Here is a 16,797-nt window from a genome sequence, read left to right as displayed (position 1 = left end):
TCAACTATTTAGATTATTCTAACCACATCATAGCCGCTTTGTTGGATATCGTCAAGTGAATGTTTGGTGAAGTTCAACGCGCGGAGTTAGAGCATAGAGAAATTGCGATATATATGCTAAAATCAATGAAACAACTCGAAAAGGTGAGGAATTATGCGATTCTTTAAATACTCATTTCCAATCGCTGTTCTTGTAGGTACAATTGCTTGGATTATGATAGGTAGCAATTACGAAGAAGTTGCTTATGATATGCGTGTGTACATTACAATTGCGGCTGCTATATTCAGTGGTTTGATCTCAAGCGTTTTGTTTCGTAAAGAAAAAGAAGAACAGATTGATGAGAAGAAGTAGGCTGTCAGCATTTTGCTGCAGTCTTTTTTTATTTGTTTTTTATGGGTTAACTATAAAATAAAAGTTGTTGACATATTGTGTGTTAACTATTATTATTTTTATGATAACTAATATAAAAGAGGTGACATGATGGCAACAGCAACGGAGAGGCAACCGGTAAGTAGGTTTAGTGCATTAACCATTGTATACAGTGGGATGTTCGCGTCATTAATGATGATTGGAGCAAATATCACATCCTTTGTGCCGTTTTTAGTAGTTGGTGGAGTACCTATTACATTGCAAACGTTTTTCGCAATCTTATCAGGACTATTACTTGGCAGCCGTCTAGGTGCGTTATCTATGACGGTATATATGTTAATAGGATTAGCAGGTGCACCGGTCTTCGCTAAATTTTCAGGCGGCTTCGGTCAGATCTTGAGTCCGACGTTTGGCTTTATTCTTACTTTCATTTTAATAGCTTATGTAGCCGGGAAGATTGTCGAGCGAAGTCAGACCATGCCTGCTTATATAACCGCGGCACTGGTCGCTACGGCAATCAACTATATAGTAGGCACAAGCTGGATGTATTTTGCGTACAAGATGTGGGCTGCTGCACCAGACGTGTTTACCTACAAGATCGCATGGCTATGGATGATGCCTCCGTTGCCAAAAGATCTAATTCTGGCTGTACTGTCAGGCATATTCGCGTTTAGAATCTCAAAACACTTGAAAGTGAGGCGTACGCTATAATGAACTACCAAAGGCTGGCTACTCAAGTACTGGAAGGGCATGTATTAACTGACGAGGAATCACTCGCGATATTGAATAGCCCAGATGAAGATTTGCTATTATTACTGCACGCGACGTACTCGATTCGATCACATTACTTCGGAAATAAAGTAAAGCTGAATATGATCATCAATACGAAATCAGGATTATGTCCGGAGAACTGTGGTTATTGCGCACAATCCATCATTTCAAAAGCACCTGTCGAAAAGTATGCGATGATGAAATCGGAAGAGATACTAGAAGGTGCAGAACGTGCTGCCGCTAATAAAGCGGGCACCTATTGCATCGTAGCAAGTGGACGGGGACCGCGTGACAGTGAACTGGACATAGTCATTGATTCAGTTAAGCAGATAAAAGAAAAACACAAAGGAATGACGGTATGTGCTTGCCTAGGTATTTTGAAGCCAGGCCAAGCAACCCGTTTGAAAGAGGCAGGCGTAGATCGCTACAACCACAACTTGAACACATCCGCAGAGCATCACGAAAGTATAACTACATCGCATACATACGATGATCGTGTAAACACTGTAGGACTGGCCAAAGATGCAGGCATATCTCCATGTTCAGGCGTCATCGTTGGCATGCGGGAAACAAAGCAAGATATCATCTCCATGGCGCGTAGCCTACGCGAGCTGGACGCAGACTCAATACCTGTAAACTTCCTGCATGCAGTTGATGGAACACCATTAGAAGGGACATCAGAACTGGATCCACGCTACTGCATAAAAGTCCTGTGCCTATTCCGCTATATCAACCCTAGCAAAGAAATTCGTATTTCGGGTGGACGTGAAGTCAACTTGCGAAGCCTGCAGCCACTAGGCCTCTACGCTGCAAACTCTATCTTCATCGGTGACTATCTCACAACAGCCGGTCAGGAAAACGATCAAGATCAAAAAATGCTTGAAGACATGGGCTTCGTAGTCGATCTCGAACCGTTGCGCAAAGAACCTATCACTATATAAATAGAGAATGAGTAAATATACGTATACCTTGTGCTGAAGACAATCCGCTATGTGGATCTGTTCTTCAGTTTTTTCTATTCATTCAGAATTCTATTTAGGAGGATTGCAGTAATTGACCGTAAGTGAAAAGTATTCGTCCTGTTTTAATTCGGTGACTAATTGAATAATTAATAGCCTGTTGTGACAACCTAGCAACAAGTTTTCTTTTAACGTAATCATGTATACATACAAACAAATGAATTGCATCCCGCCTAATTTCTGCGATACAATCAAGTCAAAGATAGTCAAAGTCAACTAGATGAACGAGCGAAAAGAGGTGACGAGATGCGTAATATTTCTGACATTATAGAAGGATATTTGAAGTCGATTATAGAAGAGGAAGATAGCGCTTCTATTGAAATCAAACGAAATGAGATTGCTGAGAAATTCCAATGTGTACCATCACAGATTAATTACGTGATCAAAACCCGGTTTACCGTCGAGAGAGGTTACGCTGTTGAGTCTAAGCGAGGAGGCGGAGGCTACATCCGGATTTACAGGGTACGTACCAACTCCCGCAAGGACTTACTTGAACAAGCGTTAGAGATTTTAGAGAGTGAAGCGTCATCTACTATGGCGGAAGATGTCATTATCCGTTTAATTGAAGAAGAAGTCATTACAGAACGTGAAGCTAAACTGATGCTTGCTGCAGTTGGCCGTGCTACTCTGCGTTATATGTTGCCAGAGCGGGATGCGTTACGTTCACGTATTCTTCGCGCTATGTTAGTTACATTAATTTATGAAGAGATAGAATGAGGTGAATTTCAATGCTTTGTGAAAACTGTAAAGAACGTCCAGCTACTGTAGTGTTTAAACAGGAAACATCAAATGATGTAATAGAGCGTCATTTATGTGATAAATGTGCATTTTACTCACAAACATTTTCTTTCAGTCCGGATCAGGAACCGTTATCAATTCAACAATTTTTAGCACATTGGTTAGGTGGTTCAGAGTTATTCCCGGAACAAAAAGCCGATGAAAGATTACCGGATGGTCCGAAATGTCCGAATTGCGATTTGACCTTCCATCGTTTCCTCGATATCGGGAAGTTTGGTTGCGCTGTATGTTATGAAACATTCAGGGGGCAACTGCCAAGAGTGTTTGCCAAACTGCATAATGGGCATACCAAACACCGTGGAAAGATTCCCGTATCACTTAATGAACGTTTTGCTTTAAAGAAGAAGCTTGAAGATATCCGTATGAAAATGCGGGAAGCTGTAGAAAACGAACATTTTGAAGAAGCGGCAACTTTGCGTGATGAGGCGAACCAAGTGAAACAGCAACTGTCCGATGGAGGTGATGATCAACATGTCATTTAAAAAATTCATCAAACAGGAACTGACAGGTTGGATGGTGGCGGAAGGTGAGCATGCTGACATCGTCTTGTCCACAAGAATCAGGCTAGCTCGAAATTTACAAGATTATCCATTTCCGATAAGTGCCTCGCAGGAAGATGCGAACGACGTTAGCGAAGCATTGGATCAGGCAGTCGAGACGATGCAGAACCATCATTTTACAGGCATCACAATGGAAGATTTGTCTCCGCTTGAACGCCAGATTTTAGTCGAGAAGCATTTAGTCAGTCCACAGTTGATCAATCCTAAAAAACATGGATCCGTTTTACTGTCCGAAGACGAAACAATTAGTATTATGGTGAATGAAGAAGATCATATTCGCATTCAATGTATTTATCCAGGTTTTCAAATAGATCAGGCATATGAACACGCTGATCGAGTAGATAGCGAACTTGAAGTGAATTTGAACTATGCTTTCGATGAAACATTCGGCTATTTGACAAGTTGTCCATCTAACACCGGTACGGGAATGCGCGCCTCAGTCATGATGCATTTACCTGCATTAACCATCACTAAGCAAATCGAGCGAATTATACCCGCGATATCAAGGCTTGGAATGGTCGTACGTGGAAGTTATGGAGAGGGCAGTGAAGCACTCGGTAACATTTATCAGGTTTCCAATCAAATCACACTCGGCAAATCAGAAGAGGAAATCTTGAAAGACTTAGAGAGTATTTCAAAACGCTTGATTGCACATGAAAAGAAATCACGTGAATTATTATTGGCTAAGTCAGAAGTTCACTTGGAAAATAGATTATTCAGGGCGCTCGGGACACTGACTCATTCGCGAATCTTGCCGTCAGCAGAAGCGGCAAAATGTTTGTCTGACGTCCGTTTGGGTATAGATTTAGGTATCATTGAAAATATTGATATGACAATTTTGAATGAATTGATGATTTTCATGCAGCCCGGTTTTCTGCAGCAATACGCGAAGGCAGAATTAACATCTGATGAACGAGATATCCTTCGTGCACAATTATTCCGTGATCGGCTAGGAGTAGAGCGATCTGTTGCACAAGAAAAAGACAGTGATTCGTTGTGAGCAAAGTTTTTGCAAGAAAGTCTTATAGCATTTATAATTAATCAAAGATAGTCAAAGTCAATATGCGAATTAGGTTGTATCGCGAATTGACATGAATATATATAGTTATAGGAAACAAAGCATTGATGTGTTATTTTGCATAACATAGAATATAGTCCACTGATGAAGGAAGAGGGGAATGAATATGATGTTTAATCGATTTACACAACGTGCACAAAAAGTTTTACAACTGGCTCAAGAAGAGGCTATTCGTTTAAAACATGAATCTATTGGTACTGAGCGTATCCTGCTTGGATTGATTCGAGAAGGTGGCGGCATCGCAGCAAAAGCTCTTGAAGCAATTAGTGTGAATGCGGATACTATTGAACGAGAAGTAGAAATTCTAGTAGGTGTAGGCTCTAAAGATGTGGGTCCGATCGTTCATTATACTCCTCGCGCCAAACGAGTTATTGAATTATCCGTTGATGAGTCTCGTAAATTAGGACATTCTTATATCGGCACAGAGCACATTTTATTGGCTTTGATTCGAGAAGGAGAAGGCGTGGCTGCACGCGTTCTGAATAATGCAGGTGTTAGCTTGAACAAAGCTCGCCAGCAAGTACTTCAGTTGCTTGGCAATGATGAAAGTTCTGTTGGCAACCCAGCGAATTCTGCATCGGCAGCAACACCAACATTGGATGGCTTAGCACGTGATTTAACTGAAATCGCACGTGAGGGCACGCTGGATCCAGTAATTGGACGAAGCAAAGAAATTACACGTGTTATTGAAGTATTGGCACGACGTACGAAAAACAACCCAGTATTGATTGGGGAACCAGGTGTAGGTAAAACAGCGATTGCAGAAGGTTTGGCACAGCAAGTCGTAAGTAACGAAGTGCCTGAAATATTGCGTGATAAACGCGTTATGACATTAGATATGGGTACAGTCGTCGCGGGTACAAAATACCGCGGTGAGTTCGAAGATAGAATGAAGAAGGTAATGGAAGAAATTCGTCAAGCGGGTAACATTATCTTATTCATCGATGAATTGCACACGTTGATCGGGGCAGGTGGAGCAGAAGGTGCTATCGATGCATCCAATATCTTGAAGCCATCTCTTGCACGTGGTGAACTACAGTGTATCGGTGCTACTACACTTGACGAATACCGTAAATATATTGAAAAAGACGCAGCGCTTGAACGACGTTTCCAACCGATCCAGGTTGATGAGCCATCTGTAGAGGAAACGATTCAGATCATTAAAGGCTTGCGCGACCGTTACGAAGCGCATCACCGTGTGAAGATTACGGATGAAGCGGTTGAAGCGGCAGCGAAGATGTCTGATCGTTATATCTCGGACCGTTTCTTACCAGATAAAGCGATTGACTTAATTGACGAAGCTGGATCGAAAGTGCGCTTGCGTTCATATACAACTCCTCCTAACTTGAAGGAGCTCGAGGTGAAGCTTGAAGCAATTCGTTCTGAGAAGAACGCAGCTGTGCAAAGCCAAGAATTTGAGAAAGTTGCTTCATATCGTGATAAAGAGCAGAAGATGAAGGAAGAGTTGGAAACAACGAAAGCAGCTTGGAAAGAGAAACAAGGGCAGACTGAATCCGAAGTGACAGTGAATGATATCGCGTCAGTAGTGGCGATGTGGACAGGAATTCCTGTTGACAAAATTGCGGAGACAGAGTCGGCTAAATTGCTGAATATGGAAGAAATTTTGCATCAACGTGTCATTGGTCAAAAAGAAGCAGTGTTATCTATTTCGAAAGCCATCCGTCGAGCACGTGCAGGATTGAAAGATCCGAAACGTCCTATTGGTTCATTCATTTTCTTGGGCCCGACTGGTGTAGGTAAAACTGAACTAGGCCGTGCGTTGGCGGAAGTGATGTTCGGCGATGAAGATGCGATGATTCGTATCGATATGTCCGAATATATGGAGAAACATTCTACATCTCGTCTAGTCGGATCACCTCCAGGCTATGTAGGATATGATGAAGGAGGCCAGTTAACGGAGAAAGTTCGCCGTAAGCCGTACTCAGTTGTACTACTTGATGAGATTGAAAAAGCACATCCAGATGTTTTCAATATCTTATTGCAAGTATTAGAAGACGGACGTTTAACGGATTCTAAAGGACGTACAGTTGATTTCCGCAACACAGTAATTATCATGACTTCAAACGTTGGAGCAACGGAATTGAAGAAAAACCGTTACGTTGGCTTTAATATTCAAGACGGCGAATCCGACTACGATGACATGAAGGAAAAAATGCTTGCAGAATTGAAGAAAACATTCCGACCGGAGTTCTTGAACCGTGTAGATGACATGATTGTCTTCCATTCATTGGAGAAAGAACACTTGCGTGAAATTGTCAGCTTGATGAGTGATGAACTTTCTAAGCGCTTGGCTGAACAGGACATCGAATTGGTGTTGACGGATTCAGCTAAAGATAAAATCACGGAAGAGGGATATGATCCGGAATACGGAGCTCGTCCATTACGTCGTGCATTACAGAAACATGTAGAAGATCGTTTATCTGAAGAGTTACTTGAAGGTAAAGTTCTGATGGGTGAAAAAGTAATCATTGATGTAGAGGATGATCAGTTTATCGTACGCACGGAGAAACACACAGTAGCAGTAGAAAAATAATAATATGATCAACAGGATAGCTCGCTCGCTTAGTTTTTAAAAGCGTAGCGAGCTGTCCTTTTCGTATTTTTTCAAATAAGGAGAGAGTGTATGGCTAAGCGTAAGTCGAAGTTCATGTGCCGTTCTTGTGGATATGAGTCCGCTAAGTGGATGGGGCGTTGTCCTGGTTGTGGAGAATGGAACACGATGGATGAAGAAGTGGAGATTGTTCAAAAGGGACCGCGTGCTGCATTTCAGCATGGTGAAAGAGTGAAGCACAAAGCTTTGCCTATCAGTCAGGTGGAAATGGCTGAAGAGCCACGTGTTAAAACAGAATTAGAAGAATTAAACCGCGTACTCGGTGGTGGGATTGTACCGGGCTCGCTCATATTAATCGGCGGGGATCCAGGAATCGGGAAGTCTACATTGTTGCTACAAGTCTCATCGTTACTTGCGAATCAACAACAGCGTGTACTGTATATTTCAGGAGAAGAATCGATCAAGCAAACTAAGTTACGTGCAGAACGATTAGGCGTGAAGTCAGATGAGTTATATATTTATGCCGAAACCGATCTCGCAATGATCAATGAAACGGTGGATGAAGTGAAGCCGAAGTTTGTGGTTGTGGACTCGATTCAGACTGTTCATCATCCTGAAGTATCATCGGCACCAGGAAGTGTATCGCAAGTGCGTGAATGTACCGCAGAACTAATGCGTATAGCAAAGACGCAAAACATTGCCATATTCCTCGTAGGTCACGTAACAAAAGAAGGACAAATTGCTGGACCACGATTGCTTGAGCATATGGTGGATACGGTGCTGTATTTTGAAGGTGAACGTCACCACACGTACCGTATTTTACGAAGTGTTAAAAATCGTTTTGGTTCTACTAATGAAATTGCCATTTTTGAAATGTTGCAGGCTGGATTAAAGGAAGTCTTAAATCCTTCTGAAATGTTTTTGCGTGAGCGATCGCAAGGTGGAGCGGGCTCTACCATTGTCGCTTCTATGGAAGGCACACGGCCGATACTTGTTGAAATTCAGGCACTGATGACGGCATCAAGTTTCAATTATCCGAAGCGCATGGCGACTGGATTGGATCAAAACCGTGTGCAGCTATTAATGGCGGTATTGGAAAAACGTGCAGGGATGCTATTACAGACACAAGATGCGTATATTAAAGTTGCGGGCGGTGTTAAGTTGGATGAGCCGGCCATTGATTTAGCCGTCTTGCTAAGTATTGTTTCTAGCTATCGCGACACCGCTGTAGGGGCGCGCGATTGTTTTGTTGGTGAAGTAGGGTTAACAGGTGAGGTTAGAAGGGTATCTAGAATAGAACAACGCGTCACGGAAGCGGCGAAACTTGGTTTTGATCGCATTATCATTCCGTCGTCTAATTTGGGCGGTTGGGATATTCCGAATGGGATTGAAGTGGTAGGCGTTGAAACTATTACGGAAGCGTTAGGAATGGCATTCAGATAACGTCTATTTTATATGACGGGATGAGTAGAATAGCAAGAAACTTTCCTGCCGTTGAGATAGTCCTAGTAGGAGGAGTGAGGAATTTTCAGAAATTCCTCACTTAACCTAAGCAGCTAACCATGATTCGTTGTATACTATTAGGAAGGAAAAGGAGGTGGAAGAATATGTTGAAAAGAGTAGTCCAAGTTTCATTCTTATTAATCGGAGGAACTCTCGGTGTTTTATTTTTACCGTACTTATTCGCTATGTTTGAGTTTACATCACGCCCGATCATAGAAAACCCTTATGTGGAGGCAATTATAGGAGCAATCATTCTATTTTTATTAAGCTTATTTTTAACTGAACCGATTGTAAATTTCATTAAATGGATTGAAGAAAGACTTCTGAAAGCACCGATCATGGATTTATTATTCGGTACAATCGGATTAGTGGTAGGGTTAATCGTAGCTTTTTTATTCAGTTTCGGACTAAGTGCAATTGGTTTTCCGGTAGTGTCTTCTGTTGTGCCTGTCTTATTGTCTATTCTTCTCGGCTATTTAGGTTTCCAAGTAGGTTTTAAAAAGTGGGAAGAGTTTATTAATGCATTCTCTAATTTACGCATGACAACTGCAAAAAAGAAAGAATCGACAGAACCCATTGTCACTCCACCACAAAAAGATGTATATAAGTTACTAGATACAAGCGTCATTATCGATGGACGCATTGCGGATATAGTGGCGACAGGATTTTTACAGGGAATTTTAGTTGTACCTCAGTTTGTACTGACCGAACTACAGCATATAGCCGATTCATCTGATACGTTGAAGCGAACAAAAGGTAGACGTGGTCTCGATATTCTAAAGCGTTTACAAAATGATGACGGTCCTCAAGTGCTCATTACCGACGAAGATATTCCGAATGTAGCCGAAGTGGATTTAAAGTTAGTTAAACTGGCGAAGAAAATGGATGGATTAGTTGTAACAAATGATTTTAACTTAAATAAAGTCTCGGATTTGCATGGTGTGGCAGTATTGAATATAAATGATCTCGCTAATGCAGTAAAACCGGTAGTCATTCCAGGTGAAGAAATGCATGTAGTCGTAATCAAAGACGGTAAAGAGCATAATCAAGGTGTTGCATACTTGGATGATGGCACAATGATTGTCATTGAAGATGGTCGGTCTCATATCGGAGATGCCATTGACGTTGTAGTAACCAGTGTATTGCAAACTTCTGCAGGACGAATGATTTTTGCGAAACCCAAAGGTCGATAACCAGCATAGAAAGCAGAGTGACAAACGTGAAATATACAGTGATGATTCCTGCCGCGGGAAGCGGCAAACGAATGGGTGCTGGACAAAATAAGCTTTTCCTGAAAATTGGAGAGCATTCAATTTTGTATCATACAGTCAGTGTGTTTCAAGAAGACCCTAATTGTGAAGAAGTCATTATGGCTGTGAAGCCGGAAGAGCAAGTTGTAATTGAAGAGATTCTCAAACAGGATCAACACGTGAAACCTATTACATTTGTAAAGGGTGGTGGTGAGCGTCAAAACAGTGTTGCAGCTTGTATCTCTGCTTACAAAGGGAAAGGTATTGTTCTCGTCCATGACGCGGCTAGACCTTTCTTGAATTCGTCAATTATTACGGAACTGGTGCGTACTGCTAATGAAAAGGGTGCAGCTATAGCAGCAGTTAAGGCGAAGGATACAATTAAGTACGCGGAAGATGGTACTGTCAAAGAAACTTTGGCTCGTGAAAAGCTGTGGCTCGTACAAACGCCTCAGGCATTTCAATATGAATTGTTGAAAGAAGCATCGGACTCGGCTATTGCAGAAGGTTTCCTTGGCACGGATGAATCCATGTTAGTGGAACGACTTGGCCACGAAGTCCAAGTGGTGGAAAGTTCATATGATAATGTAAAAATGACGACTCAGGAAGATCTTGCTATAGGTGAAATCTTACTGGCTAGAAGAAAGTAGGAGGAATAATTACATGTTTCGAATTGGACAAGGTTTTGATGTACATGCATTTGAAGAAGGTAGACCACTCATTATTGGTGGTATCACCATTCCGCACTCAAAAGGGTTGATTGGTCACTCCGATGCGGATGTGCTACTACACACAGTAACAGATGCTGCACTAGGTGCGATTGGAAAAGTGGATATTGGTACACATTTCCCTGATACGGACGACGCGTTTAAAGACGCTGATTCTGCTATTTTATTGGAGAATGTATGGGCGATGGTAAAAGAAGAAGGCTACCGTTTAGGTAATATTGATTGTACGATTATTGCGCAACGTCCAAAAATGGCACCGTATATTGGAGACATCCGTGAACGCGTGGCGGAATTGCTCGAAGCAGATCTGTCGCAAGTGAATGTGAAAGCTACGACTACGGAACGTCTAGGCTTCCCTGGGCGTGAAGAAGGAATCGCAGCAATGGCAACGATTTTACTGATGAAAAACCAGTAACTTTCAAAACGTCCTTTAGAGTGCTAAAATAGATAGGAAATTATATAAGAACGTAATCAATTCGAAACGGAGAGGTAACTATTATGACACAAGAAGTACGTGTGCGTTATGCACCGAGTCCAACAGGCCAACTACATATTGGGGGCGCGCGGACCGCGTTATTCAACTATTTGTTTGCTCGTCACTATGACGGGAAATTTATTGTTCGTATTGAAGATACGGATACAGCGCGAAATATTGAGAGTGGCGAACTTTCACAACTTGAAAACCTGACGTGGCTCGGTATCCATCATGACGAATCCATTGATATTGGCGGAGAATACGGCCCATACCGTCAGATGGAACGTCTGGACTTGTATAAAAAGTATGCAGACGAAATGCTTGAAAATGGGCATGCCTACAAATGTTTCTGTACACCTGAAGAGCTAGAAGCAAAGCGTGACGCTCAGAAAGAAGCGGGAATCGCAGCGCCTATGTATGATGGTACTTGTCGTCATTTAACAGCAGAACAAGTAGCGGAAAATGAAGCTGCAGGGAAGTCATTCAATATTCGTATGCGCGTTCCTGAAAATACTACGTATGCGATCGATGACCTTGTGCGCGGTGAAGTAACATTCGAATCAAAAGACATCGGTGACTGGGTTATGGTTAAGACGAATGGTATTCCGACGTATAACTTTGCTGTAGTAGTCGACGATCACTTGATGAAAATCTCCCATGTTTTCCGTGGAGAAGAGCATTTGACGAATACACCAAAGCAACTAATGGTATTTGACGTATTCGGTTGGGACCACCCACGATTTGGTCATATGACGCTGATTGTCAATGAAGAACGCAAAAAGCTTTCAAAACGTGATGAATCAATCATTCAATTCATTGCGCAATATAAAGATTTAGGCTATTTGCCGGAAGCAATGTTTAATTTCTTCTCTTTGCTTGGTTGGTCGCCTGTCGGAGAAGAAGAGATTTTCTCTCATGACGAACTCGTAGAACAATTTGATGAGTCTCGTTTGTCGAAGTCACCTTCCATGTTCGATACGGATAAGCTAACGTGGATGAATAACCAATATATAAAAAAGCTGTCTTTAGAAGAAGTAATTGAATTAACATTGCCACATCTACAAGCAGCAGGATTGGTTTCAGAAAATATGTCTGCTGAAGAAAAATCATGGGTTCACGATTTGATCGCGCTGTACCACGGTCAATTGAGCTTTGGTGCTGAAATCGTCGAGTTATCCGCCCAGTTCTTCCATGACACATTGGAATATGATGAAACAGCATCTGAAATTTTGGCGAGTGAACAAGTGCCTGAAGTGATGACGTCACTTAAGAAGCAACTAGAAGAATTGGAAACATTCGATGCACCGTCTATTAAAGCGGCAATTAAGGCAGTACAAAAAGAAACAGGACATAAAGGTAAGAACTTATTCATGCCTGTGCGTGTCGTGGCAACTGGTCAGACATCAGGTCCTGAACTACCGGATGCTATTGCGCTAATTGGTAAAGAAAAGATTATTCAACGTGTTGAAAGATTTGCAAAATAAACAATATTGACATTTCGGTGAATTTCTGTAAAATGAACCTAATATACATTTGTCATATGAAAAGCGTCGAAAAGGAAAGTACGTAGTGGATGCTCTATAGAGAGGGTCATCTAGGCTGGAAATGACCTGAGTCGTTCACTATCGAAATGCACCTTTGAGCGATGAGCCGAAATTATTAGTAGGCCATACGTATAGTCTGCGTTAAAGACATTAAGCGGGGGACAATTACGTTCTCAAGCGGAGTGGAACCACGCATTAATTGCGTCTCTGTCATCATGAGTGACAGGGGCGCTTTTTTTATCTTGAGAAATTTTTCTATAGTGGAAATCGCCGTCATGTGAAAGAAGAAAAAGGGGGAAGTTCATTGTTCAAACGTATGAAAGAGGATATTCGATGTATTTTCGATCAAGACCCGGCAGCCCGCAGCACGGTTGAAGTAATTTTAACGTATTCGGGGTTGCATGCAATTTGGATGCACCGTATTGCGCATGTGTTTTATAAGCGTAATCTTCGGTTTTTGGCTCGTGTAGTGTCGCAAGTTAGCAGGTTTTTCACGGGTATTGAAATTCATCCAGGAGCCGTAATAGGCAGACGTCTTTTCATTGATCATGGTATGGGTGTAGTCATAGGGGAAACATGTGAAATTGGCGATGACGTAACACTGTATCAAGGAGTTACATTGGGTGGAACAGGAAAAGAAGGCGGTAAGCGACATCCGACGCTCTGTGATAATGTATTGGTTGCGTCGGGTGCCAAAGTACTTGGTTCCATTACGATTGGGGAGAACAGTAAAGTAGGAGCGGGTTCGGTCATCTTAAAAGAAGTGCCGCCAAACTCTACAGTAGTTGGTATACCAGGGAAAATCGTTATTTCAAATGGTATACGTGTAAAGAATAAACTAGATCATTCCACGCAAGATCCGATTGCGGATGAAATCAAACGATTAGAAAAGCAAATTCAGGAGTTAAAGCTGCGTACTGAGCAGTTGGAAACCGTGAATGGAAAAAAGGGAGATTTACATGAGCATTCAACTTTATAATACATTGACACGTAAGAAAGAAAAGTTTGTTCCAATAGAAGAAGGAAAGGTCAAAATGTATGTCTGTGGACCAACCGTTTATAACTATATTCATATCGGAAATGCTCGTCCTGTGATTGCATTTGATACGATTCGTCGCTACTTGGAATATCGCGGCTATGAAGTGAATTACGTCTCGAACTTTACGGACGTAGACGATAAAATCATTAAAGCAGCAAATGAATTAAACGAAGAGGTCGGAGATTTAACGGAACGTTTCATTGCGGCCTATCACGAAGATGTCAATGCTCTCGGCTGTGAAGTAGCGACAGCGCATCCTAGAGTAACTGAGCACATTGATGACATTGTGGAATTTATCCAGGTTCTCATTGACAAAGGATTTGCTTACGAATCTCGTGGGGATGTCTATTTCCGTACACGTAAATTCGAAGGCTACGGGAAACTTTCACATCAATCCATCGATGAGTTAAAAGTGGGTGCGCGGGTGGAAGAAAATGCAATCAAAACAGATCCTCTTGACTTTGCGCTTTGGAAATCAGCGAAAGAGGGGGAAGTCTCGTGGGATAGTCCTTGGGGCAAAGGTCGTCCTGGCTGGCATATCGAATGTTCGGTAATGGCCAAACAGCTTCTTGGGGACACGATCGATATTCATGCAGGTGGGCAAGACTTAACATTCCCGCATCATGAGAATGAAATCGCGCAGTCTGAAGCGGCTACCGGCAAAACTTTCGCCAACTACTGGATGCATAACGGTTATATCAATATTGATAACGAAAAAATGTCGAAATCCTTAGGGAATTTTATTTTGGTACATGATATACGTAAGCAAATAGACCCGAAGGTTCTGCGTTTCTTCATGCTTTCTGTACACTATCGTCATCCAGTCAACTTTGCACAGGATCTTGTAGAAAGCGCGTCGAATGGATTGGAACGTATTCAGACTGCGTACAGCAACTTGCAGCATCGTGTAACGATTTCAGCGAATCTAGCAGAAAATTCCGAGTTATGGTTAGATAAGATTAACGAACAAATTAACGCATTTGAAAAATCGATGGACGATGACTTCAACACGGCTAATGCGATTGCAGCCATTTTTGAACTATCCAAACATGCGAACGTATACTTGCTCGAGAAAAATACAGACCGTCACGTACTTCAGCAATTCATCGATGCGTTGGATCAATTAATGGGTGTACTTGGATTGCCATTTGATAATGCGGATGAATTAGTGGATGACGAAGTAGATGCTTTGATCCAGGAACGTCTTGATGCTCGGAAGAATCGTGATTTTGCACGGGCGGATGAAATTCGTGATGAACTAAAAGCACAGGGAATCATTTTAGAAGATACAGCGCAAGGCACTCGCTGGAAAAGAGGGTAACAGTGTGGAGAATTTACGTGAAATAGACGTTAAACAACTCAATGCACTTGCTCTTGCTTATATGGGCGATGCCGTATATGAAACGGCGATCAGAGAGCATTTACTACGCCACGGACGTGTGAAACCGCAAATCTTGCATAAGGAAGCTACGCGCTTTGTTTCTGCAAAGGCGCAGGCGCGAATCATCTTAACGATGAGAGATCGGCAAATTCTCACAGAAGAAGAATTAGCGGTGATGCGTCGTGGTCGCAATGCGAAAGCGGGATCCGTCCCTAAAAACACTGATGTTACTACGTATAATTATAGCTCTGCATTCGAAGCAGTTCTCGGGTATGTACATTTATTGGATCGGCAAGAACGTCTGGCTGAACTGATAGAAACGGCGATTCGACTAGTGGAGCATCCTGAGGAGGAGAAAGCATGACGGAGCTAGAGATTGAAATGATTGGTGGAAGAAACCCTGTTGTGGAAGCACTGCGTTCGGGCAGACAGTTGAATAAAATCTGGGTAGCAGAAGGCGTCAATAAGAAAAGTATCGGTGAAATAATGAAGCTTGCTAAAGAAGCAGGAGTAGTTGTGCAGACAGCACCGAAGCAGAAATTAGATGGTATGACGGATCTGAGTCACCAAGGAATTCTTGCTTCGGTTGCTGCTTATGATTACGCGGAGTTGGAAGACTTATTCACAATCGCTAAAGAGAGGCAGGAAGATCCGTTCTTCATCATTCTGGATGAGTTAGAAGATCCGCATAATTTGGGTTCTATCTTACGAACAGCGGATGCTTCGGGTGTTCATGGCATCATCATTCCAAAGAGACGCGCTGTTGGGTTGACAGGTGTGGTGGCGAAAGCGTCAACAGGTGCGATTGAACATATACCGGTTGTGCGAGTGAATAATTTATCTCAAACTGTGGACGAGCTCAAGAAGCAAGGGGTTTGGATTGCGGGAACAGATGCTTCCAACTCCACAGATTATCGCCATATGGATGCCACGTTGCCTTTAGCTGTCATTATTGGCAGTGAAGGAAAAGGAATGTCACGCATTTTACGAGAGAGATGCGATTTCCTTTATAGTTTGCCGATGGTTGGAAAAGTTACGTCTTTAAATGCTTCGGTAGCGGCGGCATTGTTGATGTATGAAGTTCTACGAAAGCGTCAATCCGCTCAGGCTACATCATGAAGAAAGATGTGCTGCTCGTTGATGGATACAACATCATCGGTGCGTGGCCTGAACTGCAACAACTGAAACAGGAAGATTTTGCGCAAGCGCGTGATCGACTTATTGAGAGGATGGCGGAATTCCAAGCTAACCGGGGATGGCGTGTCATCGTGATATTTGATGCCCACCTAGTACCGGGTATCGAAAAACGGAAAAAACAATACCGTGTGGAAGTTGTCTTTACACGAGAGAACGAAACGGCGGATGAACGGATTGAAAAATTGGTATCCCAATTATCCAATCGCTTGACGCAAATTCATGTAGCTACTTCCGATCTTGTGGAACAATGGGTAGTGTTTGCCCAAGGTGCACTTCGCATCTCTGCACGAGAGTTGGAAGTTGCCATGAAAGAAGTAGATCGTGTAATTGCGCAAAGGTTAAAAGATTCATTAGAACAAAGGCCTCTATCAAAGATTCCTCTGACGGATGAAGTGGCAGCGGAATTTGAAAAAATGAGACGTGGTGGAAAATGAGTAGTTGACGTGAAAAAATACCACGTCTATACTGACATATAAATCCAATTAGTACTCTGGGGTGGAGAGGTTGGTGCGG

The 16,797-nt window shown here is 42.4% G+C and carries 17 protein-coding genes and 1 other annotated feature; all 17 genes read left to right on the top strand.

Annotation, left to right across the window (positions count from 1 at the left end):
• The first annotated feature begins 153 nt into the window (after positions 1-153).
• The 17 genes from H605_RS0105550 to H605_RS0105470 all read left to right on the top strand — a co-directional run bounded on the left by H605_RS0105550 (position 154) and on the right by H605_RS0105470 (position 16,718).
• Positions 154-351 carry a hypothetical protein gene (locus H605_RS0105550; protein ID WP_029053309.1) on the top strand — a complete coding sequence of 66 codons (198 nt, stop codon included), beginning with the start codon at positions 154-156 and terminating at the stop codon, positions 349-351.
• A 129-nt stretch (positions 352-480) separates the two neighbouring features.
• Positions 481-1,080 (top strand): biotin transporter BioY, encoded by a 600-nt coding sequence (locus H605_RS0105545; RefSeq protein ID WP_029053308.1) that lies wholly within the window; start codon positions 481-483, stop codon positions 1,078-1,080.
• The gene (bioB, locus tag H605_RS0105540) at positions 1,080-2,081 is read left to right on the top strand and encodes a biotin synthase BioB (protein ID WP_037561631.1); all 1,002 of its coding nucleotides are present in this window, start codon (positions 1,080-1,082) and stop codon (positions 2,079-2,081) included. The genes H605_RS0105545 and bioB overlap by 1 nt, the downstream gene beginning before the upstream one ends.
• A gap of 324 nt (positions 2,082-2,405) precedes the next feature.
• Positions 2,406-2,876 carry a CtsR family transcriptional regulator gene (locus tag H605_RS0105535; RefSeq protein WP_029053306.1) on the top strand — a complete coding sequence of 157 codons (471 nt, stop codon included), beginning with the start codon at positions 2,406-2,408 and terminating at the stop codon, positions 2,874-2,876.
• A gap of 11 nt (positions 2,877-2,887) precedes the next feature.
• Complete coding sequence (locus H605_RS0105530) at positions 2,888-3,439, top strand: UvrB/UvrC motif-containing protein (protein ID WP_029053305.1); 552 nt, start codon at positions 2,888-2,890, stop codon at positions 3,437-3,439.
• Entirely contained in the window at positions 3,429-4,517 is a 1,089-nt protein-coding gene (locus tag H605_RS0105525) for a protein-arginine kinase McsB (RefSeq protein WP_029053304.1), read from the top strand. Before H605_RS0105530 ends, H605_RS0105525 begins: the two co-directional genes overlap by 11 nt.
• A gap of 184 nt (positions 4,518-4,701) precedes the next feature.
• Positions 4,702-7,149, top strand: coding sequence for an ATP-dependent Clp protease ATP-binding subunit (locus H605_RS0105520; protein WP_029053303.1), 2,448 nt, complete (start codon positions 4,702-4,704; stop codon positions 7,147-7,149).
• A 90-nt stretch (positions 7,150-7,239) separates the two neighbouring features.
• Positions 7,240-8,610 carry a DNA repair protein RadA gene (gene radA, locus H605_RS0105515; RefSeq protein ID WP_029053302.1) on the top strand — a complete coding sequence of 457 codons (1,371 nt, stop codon included), beginning with the start codon at positions 7,240-7,242 and terminating at the stop codon, positions 8,608-8,610.
• A 164-nt stretch (positions 8,611-8,774) separates the two neighbouring features.
• Complete coding sequence (locus tag H605_RS0105510) at positions 8,775-9,863, top strand: PIN/TRAM domain-containing protein (RefSeq protein ID WP_029053301.1); 1,089 nt, start codon at positions 8,775-8,777, stop codon at positions 9,861-9,863.
• Between the two features lie 26 nt (positions 9,864-9,889).
• Positions 9,890-10,570, top strand: coding sequence for a 2-C-methyl-D-erythritol 4-phosphate cytidylyltransferase (ispD, locus tag H605_RS0105505; protein WP_029053300.1), 681 nt, complete (start codon positions 9,890-9,892; stop codon positions 10,568-10,570).
• A gap of 13 nt (positions 10,571-10,583) precedes the next feature.
• Positions 10,584-11,063, top strand: coding sequence for a 2-C-methyl-D-erythritol 2,4-cyclodiphosphate synthase (gene ispF, locus H605_RS0105500; RefSeq protein ID WP_029053299.1), 480 nt, complete (start codon positions 10,584-10,586; stop codon positions 11,061-11,063).
• A gap of 83 nt (positions 11,064-11,146) precedes the next feature.
• Positions 11,147-12,607, top strand: a complete 1,461-nt coding sequence (gene gltX, locus H605_RS0105495) for a glutamate--tRNA ligase (RefSeq protein ID WP_029053298.1) — start codon at positions 11,147-11,149, stop codon at positions 12,605-12,607.
• A 57-nt stretch (positions 12,608-12,664) separates the two neighbouring features.
• Positions 12,665-12,879: a binding site (T-box leader), on the top strand.
• A 92-nt stretch (positions 12,880-12,971) separates the two neighbouring features.
• Positions 12,972-13,646: a serine O-acetyltransferase gene (cysE, locus tag H605_RS0105490; protein ID WP_029053297.1), complete on the top strand. Its 675-nt coding sequence runs from the start codon at positions 12,972-12,974 to the stop codon at positions 13,644-13,646.
• The gene (cysS, locus tag H605_RS0105485; protein WP_029053296.1) at positions 13,627-15,027 is read left to right on the top strand and encodes a cysteine--tRNA ligase; all 1,401 of its coding nucleotides are present in this window, start codon (positions 13,627-13,629) and stop codon (positions 15,025-15,027) included. Before cysE ends, cysS begins: the two co-directional genes overlap by 20 nt.
• A 4-nt stretch (positions 15,028-15,031) precedes the next feature.
• Positions 15,032-15,451 carry a Mini-ribonuclease 3 gene (locus tag H605_RS0105480; RefSeq protein WP_029053295.1) on the top strand — a complete coding sequence of 140 codons (420 nt, stop codon included), beginning with the start codon at positions 15,032-15,034 and terminating at the stop codon, positions 15,449-15,451.
• On the top strand, positions 15,448-16,206 hold the full coding sequence (rlmB, locus tag H605_RS0105475; protein ID WP_029053294.1) for a 23S rRNA (guanosine(2251)-2'-O)-methyltransferase RlmB: 759 nt from the start codon (positions 15,448-15,450) through the stop codon (positions 16,204-16,206). The genes H605_RS0105480 and rlmB overlap by 4 nt, the downstream gene beginning before the upstream one ends.
• The gene (locus tag H605_RS0105470; protein ID WP_029053293.1) at positions 16,203-16,718 is read left to right on the top strand and encodes an NYN domain-containing protein; all 516 of its coding nucleotides are present in this window, start codon (positions 16,203-16,205) and stop codon (positions 16,716-16,718) included. Before rlmB ends, H605_RS0105470 begins: the two co-directional genes overlap by 4 nt.
• The last annotated feature ends 79 nt before the right edge of the window (positions 16,719-16,797 follow it).

The organism is Sporosarcina ureae DSM 2281, assembly GCF_000425545.1.
In the GTDB taxonomy this organism is placed as follows: Bacteria; Bacillota; Bacilli; order Bacillales_A; family Planococcaceae; genus Sporosarcina; species Sporosarcina ureae.
Note: the sequence above shows the minus strand (reverse complement) of the source record. Positions and strands in the feature narration are given on the sequence as shown.